Origin of the sequence: Pseudarthrobacter sulfonivorans, from assembly GCF_014712225.1 — a bacterium.
Taxonomy (GTDB): Bacteria; Actinomycetota; Actinomycetes; order Actinomycetales; family Micrococcaceae; genus Arthrobacter; species Arthrobacter sulfonivorans.
In genome coordinates this window covers 413689-431852 of sequence record NZ_JACXBW010000002.1, presented here as the reverse complement: position 1 = coordinate 431852, position 18164 = coordinate 413689, and the positions used below count along the sequence as shown (strand labels likewise).

At 66.6% G+C, this 18164-nt stretch carries 19 protein-coding genes and 1 pseudogene; 12 read left to right on the top strand and 8 right to left on the bottom strand.

Going from position 1 to position 18164, the window contains the following annotated elements:
* The 6 genes and pseudogenes from IAQ70_RS04335 to IAQ70_RS04310 all read left to right on the top strand — a co-directional run.
* Nucleotides 1-196 (top strand): annotated as a pseudogene (locus tag IAQ70_RS04335) (sugar ABC transporter ATP-binding protein); the annotation flags it as partial.
* 167 nt (nt 197-363) lie between these two features.
* On the top strand, nt 364-1362 hold the full coding sequence (locus IAQ70_RS04330) for a Gfo/Idh/MocA family oxidoreductase (protein WP_190988075.1): 999 nt from the start codon (nt 364-366) through the stop codon (nt 1360-1362).
* A complete protein-coding gene (locus tag IAQ70_RS04325) occupies nt 1359-2417 on the top strand; it encodes a Gfo/Idh/MocA family protein (protein ID WP_190988074.1) in 1059 nt (352 codons plus the stop codon). The genes IAQ70_RS04330 and IAQ70_RS04325 overlap by 4 nt, the downstream gene beginning before the upstream one ends.
* 53 nt (nt 2418-2470) lie before the next feature.
* On the top strand, nt 2471-3565 hold the full coding sequence (locus IAQ70_RS04320) for a Gfo/Idh/MocA family oxidoreductase (protein WP_190988073.1): 1095 nt from the start codon (nt 2471-2473) through the stop codon (nt 3563-3565).
* On the top strand, nt 3565-4350 hold the full coding sequence (locus IAQ70_RS04315) for a TIM barrel protein (RefSeq protein ID WP_190988072.1): 786 nt from the start codon (nt 3565-3567) through the stop codon (nt 4348-4350). The genes IAQ70_RS04320 and IAQ70_RS04315 overlap by 1 nt, the downstream gene beginning before the upstream one ends.
* A 24-nt stretch (nt 4351-4374) precedes the next feature.
* Nucleotides 4375-5409, top strand: coding sequence for a Gfo/Idh/MocA family oxidoreductase (locus tag IAQ70_RS04310; protein WP_190988071.1), 1035 nt, complete (start codon nt 4375-4377; stop codon nt 5407-5409).
* A 75-nt stretch (nt 5410-5484) separates the two neighbouring features.
* On the opposite strand, the gene iolB is transcribed toward IAQ70_RS04310, so the two are convergent.
* From iolB to IAQ70_RS04285, 5 genes are all read right to left on the bottom strand, one after another.
* Nucleotides 5485-6378, bottom strand: a complete 894-nt coding sequence (iolB, locus tag IAQ70_RS04305; RefSeq protein WP_190988070.1) for a 5-deoxy-glucuronate isomerase — start codon at nt 6376-6378, stop codon at nt 5485-5487.
* Between the two features lie 16 nt (nt 6379-6394).
* Nucleotides 6395-7135, bottom strand: coding sequence for a GntR family transcriptional regulator (locus IAQ70_RS04300; RefSeq protein ID WP_190988069.1), 741 nt, complete (start codon nt 7133-7135; stop codon nt 6395-6397).
* Nucleotides 7136-7426: 291 nt separating this feature from the next.
* Complete coding sequence (locus IAQ70_RS04295) at nt 7427-7909, bottom strand: SRPBCC family protein (RefSeq protein WP_190988068.1); 483 nt, start codon at nt 7907-7909, stop codon at nt 7427-7429.
* 16 nt (nt 7910-7925) lie between these two features.
* Complete coding sequence (locus IAQ70_RS04290; RefSeq protein ID WP_190988107.1) at nt 7926-8267, bottom strand: ArsR/SmtB family transcription factor; 342 nt, start codon at nt 8265-8267, stop codon at nt 7926-7928.
* Nucleotides 8268-8437: 170 nt separating this feature from the next.
* A complete protein-coding gene (locus IAQ70_RS04285) occupies nt 8438-8887 on the bottom strand; it encodes a MarR family winged helix-turn-helix transcriptional regulator (protein ID WP_190988067.1) in 450 nt (149 codons plus the stop codon).
* Nucleotides 8888-9058: 171 nt separating this feature from the next.
* Here IAQ70_RS04285 and IAQ70_RS04280 point away from each other — a divergent pair, with 171 nt between their 5' ends.
* From IAQ70_RS04280 to IAQ70_RS04265, 4 genes are read left to right on the top strand one after another with little or no spacing between them, the layout of a single operon-like run.
* Nucleotides 9059-10300, top strand: a complete 1242-nt coding sequence (locus IAQ70_RS04280) for an MFS transporter (protein ID WP_190988066.1) — start codon at nt 9059-9061, stop codon at nt 10298-10300.
* Nucleotides 10301-10340: 40 nt separating this feature from the next.
* Complete coding sequence (locus tag IAQ70_RS04275) at nt 10341-11186, top strand: aldo/keto reductase (RefSeq protein WP_190988065.1); 846 nt, start codon at nt 10341-10343, stop codon at nt 11184-11186.
* Nucleotides 11187-11240: 54 nt separating this feature from the next.
* Nucleotides 11241-11711 carry an SRPBCC family protein gene (locus IAQ70_RS04270; protein ID WP_190988064.1) on the top strand — a complete coding sequence of 157 codons (471 nt, stop codon included), beginning with the start codon at nt 11241-11243 and terminating at the stop codon, nt 11709-11711.
* A 10-nt stretch (nt 11712-11721) separates the two neighbouring features.
* A complete protein-coding gene (locus tag IAQ70_RS04265) occupies nt 11722-12855 on the top strand; it encodes an LOG family protein (protein WP_190988063.1) in 1134 nt (377 codons plus the stop codon).
* A 14-nt stretch (nt 12856-12869) separates the two neighbouring features.
* On the opposite strand, the gene IAQ70_RS04260 is transcribed toward IAQ70_RS04265, so the two are convergent.
* Nucleotides 12870-14003, bottom strand: coding sequence for a VIT1/CCC1 transporter family protein (locus tag IAQ70_RS04260; RefSeq protein ID WP_190988062.1), 1134 nt, complete (start codon nt 14001-14003; stop codon nt 12870-12872).
* A 267-nt stretch (nt 14004-14270) separates the two neighbouring features.
* Here IAQ70_RS04260 and IAQ70_RS04255 point away from each other — a divergent pair, with 267 nt between their 5' ends.
* Nucleotides 14271-14495, top strand: a complete 225-nt coding sequence (locus IAQ70_RS04255) for a hypothetical protein (RefSeq protein WP_190988061.1) — start codon at nt 14271-14273, stop codon at nt 14493-14495.
* A gap of 105 nt (nt 14496-14600) precedes the next feature.
* Here IAQ70_RS04255 and IAQ70_RS04250 read toward each other — a convergent pair whose 3' ends face one another.
* Nucleotides 14601-16118: a sodium:solute symporter gene (locus tag IAQ70_RS04250; protein ID WP_190988060.1), complete on the bottom strand. Its 1518-nt coding sequence runs from the start codon at nt 16116-16118 to the stop codon at nt 14601-14603.
* A 235-nt stretch (nt 16119-16353) separates the two neighbouring features.
* Here IAQ70_RS04250 and IAQ70_RS04245 point away from each other — a divergent pair, with 235 nt between their 5' ends.
* Entirely contained in the window at nt 16354-16929 is a 576-nt protein-coding gene (locus IAQ70_RS04245; RefSeq protein ID WP_190988059.1) for a helix-turn-helix domain-containing protein, read from the top strand.
* A gap of 135 nt (nt 16930-17064) precedes the next feature.
* On the opposite strand, the gene IAQ70_RS04240 is transcribed toward IAQ70_RS04245, so the two are convergent.
* The gene (locus IAQ70_RS04240; protein ID WP_190988058.1) at nt 17065-17916 is read right to left on the bottom strand and encodes a DUF559 domain-containing protein; all 852 of its coding nucleotides are present in this window, start codon (nt 17914-17916) and stop codon (nt 17065-17067) included.
* Nucleotides 17917-18164 lie beyond the last annotated feature (248 nt).

Sequence of the window (18164 nt, the reverse complement as noted above, 5' to 3'; positions counted from 1 at the left end):
ATCGATCGGCTACTACGACAAAAAGGACATCACCCTGGACGAGCTCACCGCCCAGATGGCAGGCGGCGCCGAACTGGCCGAACTCGCGCACGAACTCGAACAACTCGGCGGCCACAGCGACGCCCTGAAGGAAGTCAAGGCCGAAGTCGCCGGGGTGGCGCAGACCGCTGCCTCGGGCGGCCCGAAACACGCGTAGCAGCGCCGGCCGATGGGACCCGCCGGCGCAGTGCCGGCGGGCCCTTGGCTTGTGCCCCTGCATTGCGCGCTGACTTGTGCGCTGACTTGCCAACAGGCAGCCACTGAACGGCTTGCCAACAGCCACTGAACGACGTACAGAATCACGATCGACAGGACAGGACCAACATGACGATCAGGGTAGGCGTCATCGGCGCCGGAATCATGGGCGCGGACCACATCAGGAACCTCTCCACCACCATCGGCGGTGCCGAAGTCACCTTTGTGGCTGATCTCGACGCCGGCCGCGCCGCCGCGGCAGCGCCGCCGTCGGCACGCACCACCACTGATCCGTCGGAGCTGATCAACTCCAGCGAGGTGGACGCCGTCGTGGTTGCCTCCCACGACTCCACGCATGCCGGCCTGGTGTTGGAGTGCTTCGAAGCGATGACGCCGGTGCTGTGCGAAAAGCCGCTAGCGCCTACCCTTCTGGAAAGCCTGGAAGTGGTGGCCGCGGACGCCGACATGGTGGCCGCAACGGGAGCGTCCCTGCTTTCCCTCGGCTTTATGCGGCGCTTTGACCCGGGCTACGTGGCACTGCGGCAGGCCGTGCAGGGCCGGGCGCAGGGCGAGCCCCTGATGGTCCACTGCACCAGCCGCAACGCCGCCGCCGGCCCCGGTACCACTGCGGAATCGGCCATTACGAATTCGGCCATCCACGAACTGGACATCGTTCCCTGGCTCCTGGACTCGCCCATCACGGAAGTGTCCTGGCAGGCCGGCCGGAGCTCACGCCACGCCGAGGGCGGGCTGCGGGATCCCGCTTTTATGACGCTCCGCACCGCGGACGGAACCCTCACCACGCTGGAACTGTTCCTGAATGCGCAGTACGGCTACACCACCCGCTGCGAGGTTGTCTCGGAACGCGGCACCACCGCCCTCCAGGATTCGGCCCTGCTGGGCCTCGAGCAGGAGGGAACAAAACAGGAGCAGATCCCGGCGGACTGGCGCCCCCGGTTCGCCGACGCCTACCGGCTCCAGCTGCAGGCGTGGATTTCCGCGCTCGCCGCCGGCGAGAAGCCAACCCTGGCCGGCGCGCAGGACGGACTCAATGCCTCGCTCGTTGCCCAAGCCATGATCCAGTCGCTGCACAGCGACGGCGCCGCCACGAAAGTCAGCTACGCGTGACCGGTACAGCTCTCCCACAGCCCCGCGTCCCCGACTCCCGGGATGTCCCTGTACTGCGCTGGGGCATCATGGGGCCGGGCTGGATTGCCGAACGCTTCACGGAGTCCATCCAGGCGCACACCGGGCAGGTGATCGCCGCCATAGGGTCCCGTTCGCTGAGCCGGTCCAAGGCCTTCGCGGACACCTTCGACGTGCCCGCGGCGTACGGCAGCTATGAGGAACTGGCCGCCGCCCCGGACATCGACATCGTCTACGTGTGCACTCCGCACACCGGGCACCACGCGGCTGCCGTGCTGGCAATCGACGCGGGCAAGCACGTCCTGATCGAAAAGCCGATAGGACTTAATGCGGACCAGGCGCGGGACATCGCCGCCCGGGCCGGGGCAGCCGGGGTTTTCGCGGCTGAGGCCATGTGGACGTTCTTCCTGCCGAAGTTTGACGTGATCAGGCAGATCCTCGACGCCGGCACCCTGGGCACCATCACCACGGTCGTCGCGGAGTACGGCGAGCACTTCGACCCCTCCCACAGGATCTTCAATCCTGCACTTGCCGGCGGCCCGCTGCTTGACCTGGGCACCTACCCGCTGGCCCTGGTCACCGAGGTGCTGGGCAGCCCGCAGCAACTGGCCGCCGTCGGGCAGCCCCACGAATCCGGGGTCAACGCCCAGCTGTCCGCCGTCATGACGTTCGACGGCGGCGCCCAGGCCGTGGTGAACACGCACGTTCACAACTTCACGCCCACTGCCGCGACGGTAGTGGGCACCGAAGCAACCCTGACCATCGACGGCCCCTTCAACATGCCCGGCGGTTTCGAAGTCCGCTTCCCCGACGGCACACGCCTGCGCCGTGACGAACCAGCCGGCGGCCACTTCGAAGGCCTGCACTATGAGGCCGCGGCGGTGGCGCGAGCCATTGCCGCGGGCGGCACGGAAGCCAGCCAACGGACGCTGGCGGCCTCCATCCGCACCCTGGAGGTGGCCGATGAGATCCGCCGCCAGCTCGGCGTTGTGTTCCCCGGAGAAGCAGCCGTTGCCGTCCGCAGCGCACGGCACTGATTCACCAGACTACTGATCCACCCACACGTTACGACCCCCGAAAGGACCAGCCCATGGCTTACCTCGCACAGAACCCCGCTCCCATTCCAGCACCGGTACGCATCGGGCTCATCGGTTCGGGCTGGATGGGCGCGTTCCACGCTGAAAGCATCGCCCGCCGTGTCCCCGGCGCGGTGCTCGCCGCCATCGCCGACCCCAATGTGGAATCCGCGGCGGCGCTGGCAAAGTCGCTCGGCACCGCCAAGGTCACGGCCGACGCCGCGGACATCCTGGCTGATCCCGAGATTGATGCCGTGATCATCGCCAGCCCGGCGCGCTTCCACGCCGCACTGACCAGCCAGGCCGCGGCGGCCGGAAAGCACGTGTTCTGCGAGAAGCCCGCCGGCCAGGGCCTGGACGAGCTCGACGCCGCCCTGGCTGCCGTGGAGGCCGCCGGCGTGCACTTCCAGATTGGCTTTAACCGCCGGTACGCCACGGACTTCCAGGCGGCGAAGCAGGACCTGGCTGCCGGGATTGCCGGCCAGCCACAGCTTCTGCGCTCGCTGACGCGTGATCCGGGCAACGGGAGCATCCCGAACGCGGCAAGGGTCCCCGCCTGGACCATCTTCCTGGAAACCCTCATCCACGACTTCGACACCCTGAACTGGTTCAACGAAGGCGCCGAGCCCGTGGAGGTCTACGCCGTGGCCGACGCCCTCGTGGAACCCGGCCTGCGCGACCAGGGCTTCCTGGACACCGCCGTGGTCACCATCCGATACAGCAACGGAGCCATCGCCGTGGCAGAAGCAAACTTCAGCGCACTCTACGGCTACGACATCCGCGGCGAGGTCTTCGGCTCCAAGGGCATGGTCCAGGCCGGCCGTGCCACCGAGACTGCAGCCCGCCGCTACACCGCCGACGGCCTCGCGGCAGACACCCCGCGGCTCAACGTGGAACTCTTCCGGGACGCCTACACCCATGAACTCGCCGACTTCGCCGCCGTGGTGCGGTCCCGGCGCGACGGTACGCCGCCGCCGTCGGGCGATTTCACGCTCACGCCGGGGGCCGCAGACGCCCGCCGCGCCCTTGCCGTGGCACTGGCCTGCATCGAGTCCGTCAAACAGGGCGGCCCGGTATCCGTCCCGGCCAGCACCAAGGCGGGAGTCTGATGCGGCTGGCCGTCTGCGCGGAGATGGTGTTCACCGACCTGCCCTTCGCCGACCGGGTGCGGCGCATCCACGATGCCGGGTTCGACGTCGAGCTGTGGGACTCCCGCACCAAGGACCTGAAGGCGCTCAGGGCGACCGGCGCCGTGTTTTCCTCCATGACGGGATACACCGCGGGCAGCCTGGTGGATCCCGGCACCGCCGACGACGTGGTCCGGACTGCTGAGCAGTTGATTCCCACAGCCCTGGAGCTCGGTGTCAGCCGCCTGGTGGTGCACTCCGCGGAACTGGTGGACGGGAAGGCGGCACGGCCCGTCTTCCGTTCCACCGGCCGGATGTGGAGTACCGGGGCACGGACCCTGGAACGCCTGGGCGCGCTGGGGGAGAAGCACCAGGTGACCTTTTGCCTGGAGAACCTCAACACGGTGCTGGACCACCCCGGCATCCCGCTCGCCCGCGCCAAGGACACCCTGGCCCTGGTGGAAGCCGCCGGGCACCCCAACGTCAAGCTCATGCTGGACCTGTACCACGCACAGCTGGGGGAGGGGAACCTGATCGAGCTGGTGCGTTCCGCACTGCCCTACATCGGCGAAATCCAGGTGGCGGATGTTCCGGGCCGTTGTGAGCCCGGCACCGGCGAAATCAACTATCCGGCAGTTGCGCGGGCGCTCGCCGAGGCAGGGTACGACGGAACCGTCGGCCTGGAAGCCTGGGCCAGCGGCGACAGCGACGCGGCACTGGACGCCTTCCGGGCGGCCTTCACCATTCAGCCCGCCCCGATTCTTTAGCACTACTACCTACGAAGGAACACTATGAAGGATGTCATTCTCGGCCTGGTGGGAGTGGGACGCATCGGCGTGATGCACGCCAACAACATCGCCGCGCTCAACGGAGTCCTCAACCCGCGCGGAATCAATGTCCGGCTCAGGCTCACGGATGTTGCGGAAGGCCACGCCCGCAATATCGCCGCCGGCCTCGGCGCCGAGTTTCTGCCCTCCGTGGCGGACCTGATCGCCTCCGGACTTGACGGCCTGGTCATTGCCACGGGAACGGGGACCCACCCGGAGCTCATCCGTGCCGGGGTGGATGCCGGCGTTCCGGTGTTCTGCGAAAAGCCGGTGGCCATGAACGTGCGCGACGCCCTGCCGGTGCTGGACTACATCACGGACAACAACGGTGTGGTCCAGATCGGCCACCAGCGGCGCTTCGACACCGGGTACATCGAGGCCAAGCGTGCCTACCGGGCTGGCGAGCTGGGCTGGATCCATTCGCTGCGCGCGGTCACCTGCGACATGGCGCCGCCTCCGGTGGAATTCCTTGCGACGTCCGGTGGCCTGTTCCGCGACTGTTCAGTGCACGATTTCGACATCCTGCGCTGGCTGACCGGCCGCGAGATCGTGGAAGTCTATGCGAAGGGCTCCAACAACGGGGACCCGGCCATCGGCGAAGTGGGTGACGTGGACACGGCCCTGGCTGTTATTACGTTCGACGACGGCACGGTGGGAACGGTCTCTGCCAGCCGTTACAACGGGGCGGGGCATGACGTCCGGCTGGAGATCCAGGGGTCCAGCCGCTCTGTCATGGTGGGCCTGGACGACAAGACTGCCCTGGCCTCGGCCGAAGCCGGGATCGACTTCCCCGCCGGGGAACCGCACAAGACCTTCGCCGAGCGGTTCGACCAGGCTTACCGTTCCGAAATGGAAGCGTTCGTGGAACTGATCCTGGGCGAGCGGGAGAATCCCTGTACGCCGGAGGACGCCGTGGCGGCATCCCGGGTGGCCGATGCAGCCCAGGAATCGCTGGCAACGGGTGCGCCGGTCAGGGTGGGAATCAGCGTGGCCCGCTGATCCCGCTGACACGCAGAAAGCCCCTCCGGAAACCAGTTCCGGAGGGGCTTTTTTGATCCCTGCCAGCGCCGCCGGCTAGGCTCCGAACGGCAGCCGGGGGTCGAGGTCCTGTCCGTCCCAGCTCTGCCGCACCCAGCCGTGGTGGGGGTCGTCACTGATGAGCCATTCGCGGACGGGACCGGGGCCGGCCATCACGTTGAGGTAATACAGGTCGTAGCCGGGCGCCGCCATGGCGGGGCCGTGCCAGCCGTAGGGGACCAGCACCACGTCGCCGGTGCGGACTTCTGCCGCAACGTCGATGGGGCGGTCATCCGAGGCGTAGACGCGCTGGTAGCCGATGGCATCGGCGTCGGCAGGCGCGCGGGAGCCGGCGGCTACCTGGGTTTCGAAGTAGTAGATCTCCTCGAGGTTGGTTTCCCCGTCCTTTTCCTCATCGTGCTTGTGCGGGGGATAGGAGGACCAGTTGCCCGCGGGCGTCAGGACCTCGCAGACGATAAAACGGTCTGCTTCCAGGGCGGCCGGCGTGCCGAAATTGTGGACTTGCCGGGAGCAGTTGCCGGCGCCGCGCAGCTCCACAGGTGTTTCCGCCGCCGTCACGAGGCGGGTGGGGTGCGAGGCCTGCGCCGGGGCGGTGGCGACTGCCACCCGCCCGCCGTCGGATGAGCTGATGGTGACGGACTTTTCGGTGCCTGAGTACAGCACATCACTGGGACCGTGGAACACCGAGCGCCGCCCGGCAAGGGGGTAGTCCACGCCGTCCACGGTGACGGTGAAGGCACCGTTGAGCGGAACCACGATCCGTTCCTCGCCGGCCGCGGGAAGTTCGACGGCCGCGCCCGCCGCGAGGGTGGCGACCTTCAGGCCCGTGTGGGCCCAGCCGTCCACGGCCGTGGCGGAATCGGAGGTGCCGAGCGAGATGTCCCAGTCGCCGTCCATGGCGGTGCCCAGGGGATAGACCCAGTTGGTCATGGCAGAAGTCCTTGCGTTAGCGCTGTACGAGTGTCATTTCAAAGCTGTAGGAATCGGCGCGGTACACGTGGTGGCCGGTCTCGACCCGGCGGCCGGTATCGTCCACGGCGGTGCGTTCCATGGTCACCAGGGCGGAGTTCACGTCCGTCTCAAGCAGGGGCGCCTGGTAGTCGTTGGCGATCATCGCGCCGATCCGCTGGGTGGCCAGGCGGAAGTTGACCCCGCCCCGCCGCAGGATCGCGTAGAGGCCTTCGGCCGCCAGCATGGCTTCGTCCATGGTGGCGATGTCATCGCGGACCCAGTTCTCCATCAGCGCCAGCGGTTTGCCGCCCACCTTGCGCAGGCGCGTGAAGTGGTAGACCTTGGAGCCGGCAGGCAGTTGAAGCGTGGCAAGGGTGGGGGCGTCGGCCTCCATGTGGGAAAAGCTCAGCACCTGTGTGGTGGGCTTCTTCCCGTTGTTGGTCAGGTCATCAAACAGGCTGGAGAGCTCCAGGGGCCGGCGGACCTGGCTGGAAACCACCTGCGTTCCCACGCCCCGCTTTCGGACCAGCAGGCCGGAACGGACCAGCTCGTCCATGGCTTTGCGCATGGTTGGCCGGGAGAGGTTCAGCTGCGCCGCAAGGTCGATTTCGTTTTCCAGCCGGCTGCCCGGCTCCAGCACGCCGCTGTGGATCGCGGCCTCAATGCCCTGAACCACCTGGTGGTACAAGGGCACGGGGGAGGACCGGTCGATGGTGAGACCAAGCTGATTCGCCACTGAATGTTCCCCGTGTTCCAGGCTCAATCCCGCGCCGTCCAGCAACAGGACGGACCGGGTATGTCACCCTTTGTTCTTTTGATAGGACATGCTTCCTTTTCTCGATAGTAGCAGTAACCCGGCGAGCGTCAAGGGAGTGGAATTGGCTAGTTGGTGGGGAAATGATCGAATATCAATGTCCTGACGTCAGTCCAGATGATTCGGAACGCGAGTTCTGCTGTGCATCCCGCGGACGACGGCGGACGGCCACCTTCGCCGGGAAGGTGACCGTCCGCCGTCGTACTTTGGGTCTCAGACCTTTGCGCCGCTGAGCAGTTCGTCCAGCCGCTCGTAGCCTTCGGTCATGCCACCTTCCATCCCGGACTGCGCCATCCCGTCCCGGGCCTCCAGGCTGGGGTAGACGGAGTGGCCCCGCAGCCGGGTGCGGCCGTTGCCGAGGTCCTCGAACGTCATGAATTCCAGGCTGACCACGTCCGGGTAACCGCCAAATTCAAAAGTCTGGATGGCGAACTCGTTTTCACGGACCGTATGGAAGATGCCTTTGAACTCGTACGGCACCCCCTCAGGGCCGGTATGGAGGTAGCTGTAGCTGCCGCCGGTGCGGAAATCGTAGTGGTCGATGTCCATCTTGTAGCCCCGGGGGCCAAGCCACTGGACGATCAGGTCCGGCTCCTTGTGGGCGCGGAAGACGTCAGCAACCGGGAAATCGAACTCGCGTTCGTAGTCGATAAACGGGACGCCGTCCGGAACGCTGAGTTTCAGGGAATTGCTCATGGTGACTCCTTGGAAGTTAGCCGCCGCTGGCCGCGGCGCTTGATCTGAGTACGGCGTCAAGGCTGCGGAACTGCCCTTCGCGGACCAGCCGGTACTGGTCGATCCACGCTGTGAGCGCCTCAAGCCGTGCGGGGTTCAGGTGCACGGGCCGCCGCTGTGCATCCCTGGTCCGGGTGACCAGCTGCGCCTGCTCGAGTACCTGGATGTGTTTCGAGACCGCCTGCTTGGAGATCTCGAAAGGTTCCGCCAGTTCATTCACGGTGGCCGGGCCCCGGCTGAGCCGGGCGATGATGCTCCTCCGGACCGGATCGGCCAGGGCCATAAAGGCCGAGTCCAGGGTGCCGTCGTCGGAGCTCATCATGTGGCCTTCCTACTTCATCAAACCGGTAATCAACGTCTTCATTGATCAACTGATTGATTGATTACAAATCTATGCCTGATGCGGCATTCGGTCAAGGGCTTTTGGCCGGATATTGCCGGGTTCGACGCGAGTATCGGCTCAGGACAAAACCTCGACGCCGGGGGTGGCTAGATGGCGGCGAGGAGGCGCGGCAGGGCGTCGACCAGCGGGGCCAGCTCGGGAATCTCCTGCGCCCCGGCCAGTGCACGCTCCAGCGTGGTGTCGTGGACCGGCCGGGCCTCCTCCAGCAGGGCCACGCCGCTGGCGGTGAGCTCCGTGTAGATTCCCCGGCGGTCGTCAGCGCAGAGGATCCGGGTCAGCAGCCCGCGGTCCTCGAGCCGGTTGACCAGGCGGGTGGTGGCGCTGGCGCTGAGGGCGGTGGCGCGTGCCAGCTGCTGCATCCGCATGTGCCAGCCGTCCTGGCGGCTTAGTGCGTCCAGGACGGTGTACTCCACGACGGACAGCTTTGACTCGGCCTGCAGCGAGCGTTCGAGCTCGCCTTCGATCAGGCCGTGCAGCGCCGCCAGCGTGCGCCAACCCTGGGCGCGAACCTCGACGGCGTCGTCCTTGATGCCCATTTTCCTGTCCTTTCCGGGGTGCATGCAGGGACGCCTGGGGCGTGAACCGGCACGCATTTCAAAAGTAGTTGCTTGCGCGTTGTATCTGCTCGTGCAACAATAAATAACGCGCCTGCAACTACTAGCTTACGCTTCCTATCTCCTCCCGTACATTCTCAAAGGAGCACTCCCATGCCCATCGGCCTGATAGCCCTCGCCCTCGGCGGGTTCGGCATCGGACTCACCGAGTTCGTCATCATGGGCCTGCTGCCCGAAGTTGCCGCCGATTTCCACGTAGACGAGGCCACGGCGGGCTGGCTGATCTCCGGCTACGCGCTCGCCGTGGTTGTGGGTGCCCTGCTGCTCACCGCTGCGGTGACCCGCTTCGAACGCAAACCCGTCCTCGCCGTCCTGCTGGTGCTGTTCATCGCCGGCAACCTGATCTCGGCGATCGCCCCCGATTACGGGATGATGATGATCGGCCGCATCATTGCTGCCCTGGCCCACGGTGCCTTCTTCGGAATTGGCGCCGTGGTGGCCGCGGACATGGTGGCCCCCACCAAAAAAGCCGGTGCCATCGCCATCATGTTCACCGGGCTCACCGCCGCCAATGTCCTGGGCGTGCCGTTCGGCACCATGCTGGGACAGGCTGCCGGCTGGCGCTCCACGTTCTGGGCCATCACCGTCATCGGTGTCATCGCCCTCGCAGGAATCCTCACGCTGGTTCCCACAACCGGCCACGGTGACACGGTGCCTGGATCCTTGCGAACGGAACTGCGCGCCTTCCGGTCCGGCCAGGTCTGGCTGTCCATCCTGGTGACCATCCTCGGCTACGGCGGGATGTTCGGCGCCTTCACCTACATCGCCTTCACGCTCACCGAGGTCTCCGGCTTCGCGGCGTCCACCGTGCCGTGGCTGCTCATCGTCTTCGGCGTCGGTCTCTTCATCGGCAACACCCTCGGCGGCAAGGCAGCGGACCGCAACGTGGACCGCACGCTTATTGTGGTGCTCGCCGTGCTGGTAGCGGTACTGGCCGCCTTTGCCCTCAGTGCAAGCAACCAGGTGCTCACCATCGCCTCCATCGTCCTGATGGGCGGCTTCGGATTCGCCACCGTTCCCGGCCTGCAGATGCGGGTCATGAAGTACGCGTCCAGCGCCCCCACGCTCGCATCCGGCGCCAACATCGGCGCCTTCAACGTGGGCAACGCCCTCGGGGCATGGCTCGGGGGAGTCACCATCACCGCCGGGCTGGGCTACACCTCACCCATCTGGGCCGGTGCCGGCATCACCCTTCTCGGGCTCGCCGTCATGGTCCTTGCCGCCGCCGCCGCTAAGCGGACTGCCGCGAAGACCGGCGCGGACATTGCCGCGCAGCAGGCGCCGTCCGCTGCCGGCAAGCGAGCCGCCGTCGAGCCCGCAGACGCCCTCCTTTAGCCTTTTCATCCCTCCGCCCTTAATTCACCAAGGAGAACCCATGACTTCCACCCCCATCACCACCACCATCCCGGCGATCACCCTTAACAACGGGGTGCGGATGCCGCAGCTTGGATTCGGCGTCTTCCAGGTGTCCGACGCCGACACCACCGCCGCGGTCAGCCTCGCCTTGGCCGCCGGTTACCGGAGCATCGATACGGCCGCGATCTACGGCAATGAAGCGGGCACAGGACGGGCCATCGCGGAGTCGGGCATCAGCCGCGAAGAACTTTTCATCACTTCCAAGCTGTGGGTGGCCGACCTCGGCTACGACGCCGCGCTGGGCGCTTTTGAGGCCAGCCTGGACAAGATGGGACTGGACTACCTCGACCTGTACCTTATTCACTGGCCCGCCCCGGCCACCGACCGGTACCTCGAGGCCTGGCGGGCGCTGGAGCAGTTGCTGGCCGACGGTAAGGTCCGGGCCATCGGCGTCTCCAACTTCCTCCCCGAACACCTGCGGAAAGTGATCAACCTGGGCGGGACGGTGCCGGCCGTCAACCAGATCGAGCTTCATCCGGCACTCCAGCAGCGCGACGTTGCCGCCTTCAACACCGCCCACGGGATCATGACGGAGGCCTGGAGCCCGCTCGCCCAGGGCGCTGTACTGGCCGCTCCGGCGGTGGCCGCGATTGCGGCCGCCCACGGTATCAGCCCCGCCCAGGCCATTCTGCGCTGGCACCTCCAGCAGGGCCGGATCATCATTCCCAAGTCGGTGACGCCGCAGCGGATCCGGGAGAACCTGGACGTCTTCGGCTTCGACCTCACCGCAGACGAACTGGCCGTGATTGACGGTTTGGAGCGGGACGGCCGCACGGGTCCGCACCCCGCCGAATTCAACGGCTAGAAGCCTTGCGCCGCGGGGCCGGGACCCGGCTGACCATGGCCCTAGGCTGGGGGAATGAATAACCGATACCTGGTGTCCCGTGAGCGATTCATCCCCGCGGCCCCCCAAGAAATCTTCGAGGTGCTGGCCGCTCCGGCGCTGCATAGCGTGATCGACGGCTCCGGCACTGTGAAGGGTGCCCAGCCGCGCGGACCCGAGCGGCTGGTCCTGGGAGCACGGTTCGGCATGGAAATGAACATGCGCGTGGACTACAAAATCCTGAACACTGTCTGCGAGTTCGAGGAGGGGCGGCGCATCGCCTGGCGCCACTTCTACGGCCACGTCTGGCGCTACATCCTCGAACCCGCCACCGACGGCGACGGCACCGCCGGGACGCGCGTCACCGAACAGTGGGATGCACGGGCAGTCCGGGGCAAGTTCTTCCTTCGGCTGGCAGGCTACCTGCGCCGCCACCCGGCCAGCATCGAGAAGACCCTGCTCAGGCTGGAGCAGCACGTGACGGGCGCTGCCGGACTGGCACGCTAGGACCGCCGGCATGAACCCTGCAGGCGGCCTGGTCCCCAGCCCGCGAACCATCGAAGTCGAAAGCCGTGAGAGCTTTGACCGCCTGGTCTCGGCCGGCGCCGTGGCAATGCGCGGTTGGCACGCCCAGTCCCTGGATCTGCGCGGCCGGACGGCAGCGCTGGAAAAACTGGACGTGGAAGGCGCAATCTTCCTCGGCTGCACCTTCGATCAGGATGTGGAAGAGGGGCTCCGGCGCCGCGGTGCCCTGTTATTTCCCAAGCTTGAGGGTGTGCCGTTTGATCCGTACAGGGCAGGGCTTTACACGCCCCGGGAACTTTACGCCGGGCTGGAACGCTCGCCGTACGAGGAACTGCCGGACGCCCTGGTGTATCACTGGAGCATCCGTCCCGGGCAGCGGCACCGGCTGGACGCCACCCTGGCCTCGGCCCTGCATGACCACGCCATCGGCGACGCGCTGGACGAGTTCATGCGGTCGGATCTCCGCGCAGGCCAGACGGCCGTGGGAGTGATGGGCGGGCACGCGGCCCGGCGCGGCACCCCGGAATTCATCCAGGCCGCTGAGCTGGGCAGGCATCTCGCGCGGACGGGCCGGCTGGTGGCTACGGGCGGCGGTCCGGGCGCCATGGAGGCTGCCAACCTGGGCGCTTACCTCAGCCGGATTCCGGATGCGGAGTTCGAGGACGTGCTGGCCGGATTTGATAACGTCCCCGGCTTCCGGCCTTCAGTGTCCGCGTGGGCGCGCGAGGCAGCCGCCGTCGTCGAACGTTATCCGGACGGAACTCCCTCGCTGGGTATCCCCACCTGGTTCTACGGGCATGAGCCGCCCAACTACTTCGCCACACACATCGCCAAATACTTCGCCAATTCGATCCGCGAGGCGATCCTGCTGGAACTTTGCGACGGCGGAGTCATCTTCCTGCCGGGAGCGGCAGGTACGGTGCAGGAAATCTTCCAGGACGCCTGCGAAAACTACTACAGCGCCCGGGAAGCGGTCACGCCCATGGTGCTGGTTGGCAGGCGCCATTGGGAGCAGGAATTGCCCGCGTGGCCGATGCTGCAGAAACTGGCTACGGGCCGCCCCATGGCGGACCGGATTTTCCTGGTGGACAGTGTGGCGGAGGCGCTCGCCGTGCTCGGCGGCTGATATTCCGGCTGCTGCTAGCCCACCACGGCGCCGAAGGCGAGCCCCAGCACATAGGTCACGGCTGCTGCGCCCAGGCCAATGCCCAGCTGGCGGAGGCCCCGCGACAGGGGTGACGTCCCGGAGAGCAGGCCCACGATGCCGCCGGTCACCAGCAGCGCCAGGCCCACGAGCACCCCGGCGATAACCAGCGCGGTCACTCCGGTGAGGCCGAACAAGAACGGCAGGATAGGGACCACGGCGCCGGAGGCGAAGAAGCAGAAGCTGGACAGTGCCGCACCCCAGGCGGTGCCCACGGCTTCGTGCTCGTCCTCCGCCTCGGGCAGTTCGGGGTGGAGGGACAGGCTGGGGTCACAGTCGCAGCTGAGCAGGCCCATGCGTTCGGCCACGCGGTGCTCGGCGGCCTCGCGGGACATCCCGCGGGCTAGGTAGACCAGCAGCAGTTCGTTGTGTTCGAGGTCCAGTTTCGGGGCCGCGGCGAGGGTGATCTGCGTGGGCTTCGTGGCGGCCAGCAGCTCCCGCTGGGAACGGACGGAGACAAACTCGCCGGCTGCCATGGACATGGCGCCGGCCAGGAGGCCCGCCACACCGCTGAGGAGCACCACGCCGCTGGCCACGCCGGACGCGGCCATGCCCATCACCAGGGAGAGGTTGCTGACCAATCCATCGTTGGCACCAAAAACCGCGGCCCGGAACGTGCCGGCCAGCCGGTTGCGGCCACGGGTGGCAAGGCCGCGCACCACCTCCTCGTGGATCTGTTCGTCTGCGGCCATGGCGGCCGTGGCGTTGGGATCCTTGGCATAGGGGGAGCGGCCTTCGGCGCGCTGGGCCAGGGCCAGGACAAAGACAGAGCCGAAATGGCGGGCCAGGAAGCCCAGGAGCTGGCTGCGGAGGGACGCCGGCCGGGACTTGCTGCCGTGCTCACCGAGGAGCTGGAGCCAGTGGGCCTCATGCCGGCCTTCCGCTTCGGCAAGGGCCAGCAGGATCTCGCGCTCTTCACCCTCGCGGTTCTGTGCCAGGTCGCGGTACACGGCAGCTTCCGCGCGTTCGTCAGCGAGGTACTGGCGCCACCGCCGGATGTCGGCCGGGGTGGGGGCGTTCTGCGGTGTTTGTGCGGAAGGGGATTGGCGGGAATTGGTGTGCTGAGACACGGAGGCTCCTGTGCTGGATGGGCATGGTTCGGCCCCATTGCAATGCCCACATTACCGCGTATTTCCGCGGATTTCCGGCTGGCTAACCTGACTGCGGAGTTTCGGTTCCCCTTAAATTCCGCCCCCTTGGCCGCCGCTCCGGCCGGGCCTCCGGGGCAGTTGCGCAGGCCCTTGACCGGGCTCCCGCGCGGTGCTGTGATGAAGGAGTGGAGCCCGCCGGAACCCACCCTTCAAGAGCACGTCAGGCGATCAAACGGAGGTTGAATCATGAACACCACCGGACAGCAACCGGACATGCCGCACCTCGAGGCTGTTGAATCCGATCCCGCATACGACTACGCCGAGGACGTCCCCATCAGCGAGGACGACTGGGACGCTGAGGACGAATTCCTGGACGCCGAAGAATCGGTTGTTCCCACGCCCCCGGTGGAGGTCGACGCCGAGGAGCGTGTGGTTCCGCTGGATGACGACGAGTTCCGCGAAACTGAATAGCGCGACCCTGAATGGAAAGTACGACGGCGGCACTTACGGTTCGTTGTCCACGAACCATAAGTGCCGCCGTCGTACTTAATTCCCGGTGATCGACGCTGTCGGGATCTAGGGGGAGCTCACCACCACCGGCACTTCCTCGTTGTCCTGTCCCGCAACACGCCGCACCCAGTTCCGCATGATCTGCGGGTCGGTGGGCTTGGTGAGCCGCGAAACCGCCACGTAGACCACGGCCGAGCTGATGAGGCCGTAGTAGATGGGCTCGTTGGCGAACACGCCGTCCAGCGGGGCCTTCGCGTTGATTTCCAGCACGATCATGGTGCCGAGCGTGACCACGGAGCCCACAGCCATGGAGGCTGCCGCGGCGGGGCCGGTGCCGCGCTTCCACACCAGGCCGCCGAGGATGGCCACCAGCAGGCCGCCCACCAGGATGTCGTACGCGATGGTCAGGGCGGCAACCACGTCCTTGGTGATGATGGCGATCAGGATGGCCACGATGCCGAGCGACAGGACCCAAAGCCGGTTGGCTTTGACGTCGTGCTCGGGGTTGTCGGTGTCGTCCGTGTTGATGTCCCTGCCGAACCAGCTGGCAACGAACGGCAGGACGTCCGCGCGTGCCACAGTGGCGGCAGCGATCAGGGCGCCGGAGGCGGTGGACATCATGGCGGCCACGGCGGCGGCGAGCACCAGGCCGCCAATGCCGACCGGGAGGATGGTCTGGGCCACCTCGGCGTAGACGTCGTCCTTCGCCGCGATGTCGATTCCGGACAGCGCCACACTGGCGGCCATGCCGATCAAGGCGCCGGCAACACCGTAGAGGATGCAGTAGATGCCTGCGGTGGCGCCGCCCCAGCGGGCCACGCCGGGGGTCTTGGCGGTGAACACGCGCTGCCAGATGTCCTGGCCGATCAGCAGGCCCAGGGTGTAGACCACGAAGTAGGTGATGATGGTCTGCAGGCCGATGCCGTCCATCTGGAAGAAGCTTGCATCGACGCGGCTGCGGATGCCGTCCAGGCCACCCGCTGCATTGAGGGTGAAGGGGAGCATCAGGGCGAAGATGCCGACGGTTTTGATGACGAACTGCACCTGGTCCGCGAGGGTGATGGACCACATCCCGCCGATGGTGGAGTAGACCAGGACGATGGCGCCGCCGATGGCGATGGCGAGCCAGCGTTCCCAGCCGAAGAGGACCACAAAGATGGTGGCGTAGGCGCTGGTGGAGGTGGCGCACAGCATGAGGGTGTAGGCCAACATCACGATGCCCGAGGTCTGCGTGGCCTTGCTGCCGTAGCGAAGGGTGAGCATCTGCGAGACCGTGTAGATCTTCAGCTTCTGGACGGTGCCGGCGAAGAGGAGGCTCAGCAGCAGCACACCGGCGCCGATGGCCACCACCAGCCACATGCCGGAGATGCCGAACTTGTAGCCGAGGCCCACGCCGCCGACGGTGGAGGCACCGCCGAGGACAACGGCGGCCATGGTGCCCGTGTAGAGGAACGGGCCGAGGCGGCGGCCGGCCACGAGGAAGTCGCTGTTGTTCTTGGTGCGGGACTTGCCCCACCAGCCAAAGGCCAGCATTGCGATGAGATACACCACCACGATGGTGATATTGACGAAATTGGCGTCCATGTTGGGGGCTCCTTGGAGCTGGTCTGCAGCGGGGGATGCTGCGGGTGCTGGGGGTCAATATTGCCTGATAGGCAACACCTGTTGCCTAGAAGAGTAGATTGTGACCGACGTAACAGTCAAGGCCGGCGGCGCCATCTTGGCCCTTGTCCGAAGTCGGCGCCGCGTTGTGGGCAGTGCTGGCTATTAGGATTGCTCCAGAGATGGGGCCGGACCGCCGGCCATGAAAGGTCCGCACATGAAGGCACTGCCAGTAGAGCCGAGCAATATTCCGGTGGCCATCGGGTCCAGAATCCGGGCCGCCCGGCAGTCCCAGCGGCTGACCATCGAACAGGTTGCCGACGCCACCGGGTTGACCAAGGGTTTCCTCAGCCGCGTGGAACGGGATCTCACGTCCCCGTCCGTGGCATCGCTGGTGACTCTGTGCCAGGTTCTGTCCATCTCCATCGGCGACCTGTTTGCTGCGCCCGAAACCCACCTCACCAAGCGTAATGAAGGGCCCCGGATCTCCCTTGGCGGCGAAGGGATTGTGGAGCGGCTCCTGACGGCGCGGTCAGAACGCCGGATCCAGATCATCCAGGCTGTTATTGAGCCGCGCGGACGGGGCGAAGCCGAACTGTATGCCGTGGACTGCGACGTGGATGTCCTCCACGTCATCAAGGGCCGGATCCGGCTCATCCTGACCAACGAGGAATACGAGCTCAGCACCGGCGACACCGTGACCTTCCCGGGGCGCGAGCCGCACACCTGGGTCAATCCCACCGACGAGCCTGTCGAGGTCCTCTGGACGCTGGTTCCTGCCGCCAGCCGGTAGCTGCTTGTGTCCCGCGGCTTCTTTCCGCGGCCGGCGTGCGTTCCTGCCCGGTTTGTTGCCCGCCTTCCGAGGTCGCGGCCCGGGTAGGAGCGGGCTGGCGCGGGCGGGGTGCTCGGTTCGGGCTGCGGGGACGGACTAACTGGGCTGGAACGCACGCGTTGCTGTCCCTTGTCCCGTCCCGCCGGCCAGAACGGCCCGGATTTCTCCCAATACATGGTCCGGGTTGAACCAGATGTGCTCCGGCATGTAGCGCAGGACGGCAAACCCCTGGACCGTTGAGGTGTTGTTCCGGTCGCGGTCCCGGAGCATGTCCGCACGCTGTGAATGGAAAGCGAACCCGTCGATTTCCACGATCAGGAACCCGGCAAGCAGGAAATCCACCCGTCCGATTCCCGGCAGGAACACCTGGGCGTCGAAATCGATGCCGTTGGTCCGGAAAAGGTGCTGCGCATCGACTTCCACAATGGACTCCGCGCGCAGGTCCAGATCTTGCAGCGCCCGCCGGACCGGAGCCGACCGGTCTCCCCGAAGTTGGTCCTTGAGTAGCTCCAAGTGGACGCCGTGTAGTCGGATCGCCGACGTCGCCAAGGCAGTGGATGACGGCGGCGCAAGGCATCCGAGCGCATGCAGGGTTACGTCTTCCACGGCAGCTATCGGTAGGTCTTGGTGGCCATCGAAGCGGAGGGTCCGGTGCCGGATGAAGCCCCTGCCGTGGCCGTGATTGCACGCCAGGTGCAGGCGGGGCGGGGGATTCCGGAGCCACAGTCCGTACCGGGAGGCTGCGCTGGCGCACGTCAGCCGTCCGTTGTGCCGGATTGCGGCGGCGAGGTCCGGATCGCAGTCCGGTGCGAGGAAAACTCCCCGCCGTAGCTGCGTCGCACCGAGGGTAGTCAGCCGCCCGATATCCCGCCGGGAGTAACCGGCGCTGAGGAGTTGGGTGGTGCGGGCAACGCCGCCGGCCTGCTTGAGGTATTCGAAGATGTCCATCAGGCCATTGCAGGCTGGCCCTGCGCTGGCCGGAAGGCAGGACAGGCCGTATGTGGACAGCGCGGGACCGGCCGGGCCGTGCGTTCCCGCCCAGCTGCTCGGCGCGTGACCGGCACCCAGGCCAGGGAAATCCGCGGGATTCCGGGGTTGCAGGCGGCAGGAGGCCGGGAGGTTCGGAGGTAACTGGGCTGGAAGGGACGCAGCCAGGCCGAAGACGGGCGAACGTGCCGGGACGATCGGCAGGAACG

What these genes read in the sequence shown, in the direction of transcription:
- IAQ70_RS04245 (WP_190988059.1), top strand. Translation starts at nt 16,354, where the DNA reads ATGAAGGCACTGCCAGTAGAGCCGAGCAATATTCCGGTGGCCATCGGG.
- IAQ70_RS04270 (WP_190988064.1), top strand. Translation starts at nt 11,241, where the DNA reads ATGAATAACCGATACCTGGTGTCCCGTGAGCGATTCATCCCCGCGGCC.
- IAQ70_RS04240 (WP_190988058.1), bottom strand. Translation starts at nt 17,916, where the DNA reads ATGGACATCTTCGAATACCTCAAGCAGGCCGGCGGCGTTGCCCGCACC.
- IAQ70_RS04255 (WP_190988061.1), top strand. Translation starts at nt 14,271, where the DNA reads ATGAACACCACCGGACAGCAACCGGACATGCCGCACCTCGAGGCTGTT.
- IAQ70_RS04275 (WP_190988065.1), top strand. Translation starts at nt 10,341, where the DNA reads ATGACTTCCACCCCCATCACCACCACCATCCCGGCGATCACCCTTAAC.
- iolB (WP_190988070.1), bottom strand. Translation starts at nt 6,378, where the DNA reads ATGACCAACTGGGTCTATCCCCTGGGCACCGCCATGGACGGCGACTGG.
- IAQ70_RS04315 (WP_190988072.1), top strand. Translation starts at nt 3,565, where the DNA reads ATGCGGCTGGCCGTCTGCGCGGAGATGGTGTTCACCGACCTGCCCTTC.
- IAQ70_RS04310 (WP_190988071.1), top strand. Translation starts at nt 4,375, where the DNA reads ATGAAGGATGTCATTCTCGGCCTGGTGGGAGTGGGACGCATCGGCGTG.
- IAQ70_RS04330 (WP_190988075.1), top strand. Translation starts at nt 364, where the DNA reads ATGACGATCAGGGTAGGCGTCATCGGCGCCGGAATCATGGGCGCGGAC.
- IAQ70_RS04290 (WP_190988107.1), bottom strand. Translation starts at nt 8,267, where the DNA reads ATGAGCTCCGACGACGGCACCCTGGACTCGGCCTTTATGGCCCTGGCC.
- IAQ70_RS04265 (WP_190988063.1), top strand. Translation starts at nt 11,722, where the DNA reads ATGAACCCTGCAGGCGGCCTGGTCCCCAGCCCGCGAACCATCGAAGTC.
- IAQ70_RS04320 (WP_190988073.1), top strand. Translation starts at nt 2,471, where the DNA reads ATGGCTTACCTCGCACAGAACCCCGCTCCCATTCCAGCACCGGTACGC.
- IAQ70_RS04295 (WP_190988068.1), bottom strand. Translation starts at nt 7,909, where the DNA reads ATGAGCAATTCCCTGAAACTCAGCGTTCCGGACGGCGTCCCGTTTATC.
- IAQ70_RS04250 (WP_190988060.1), bottom strand. Translation starts at nt 16,118, where the DNA reads ATGGACGCCAATTTCGTCAATATCACCATCGTGGTGGTGTATCTCATC.
- IAQ70_RS04285 (WP_190988067.1), bottom strand. Translation starts at nt 8,887, where the DNA reads ATGGGCATCAAGGACGACGCCGTCGAGGTTCGCGCCCAGGGTTGGCGC.
- IAQ70_RS04280 (WP_190988066.1), top strand. Translation starts at nt 9,059, where the DNA reads ATGCCCATCGGCCTGATAGCCCTCGCCCTCGGCGGGTTCGGCATCGGA.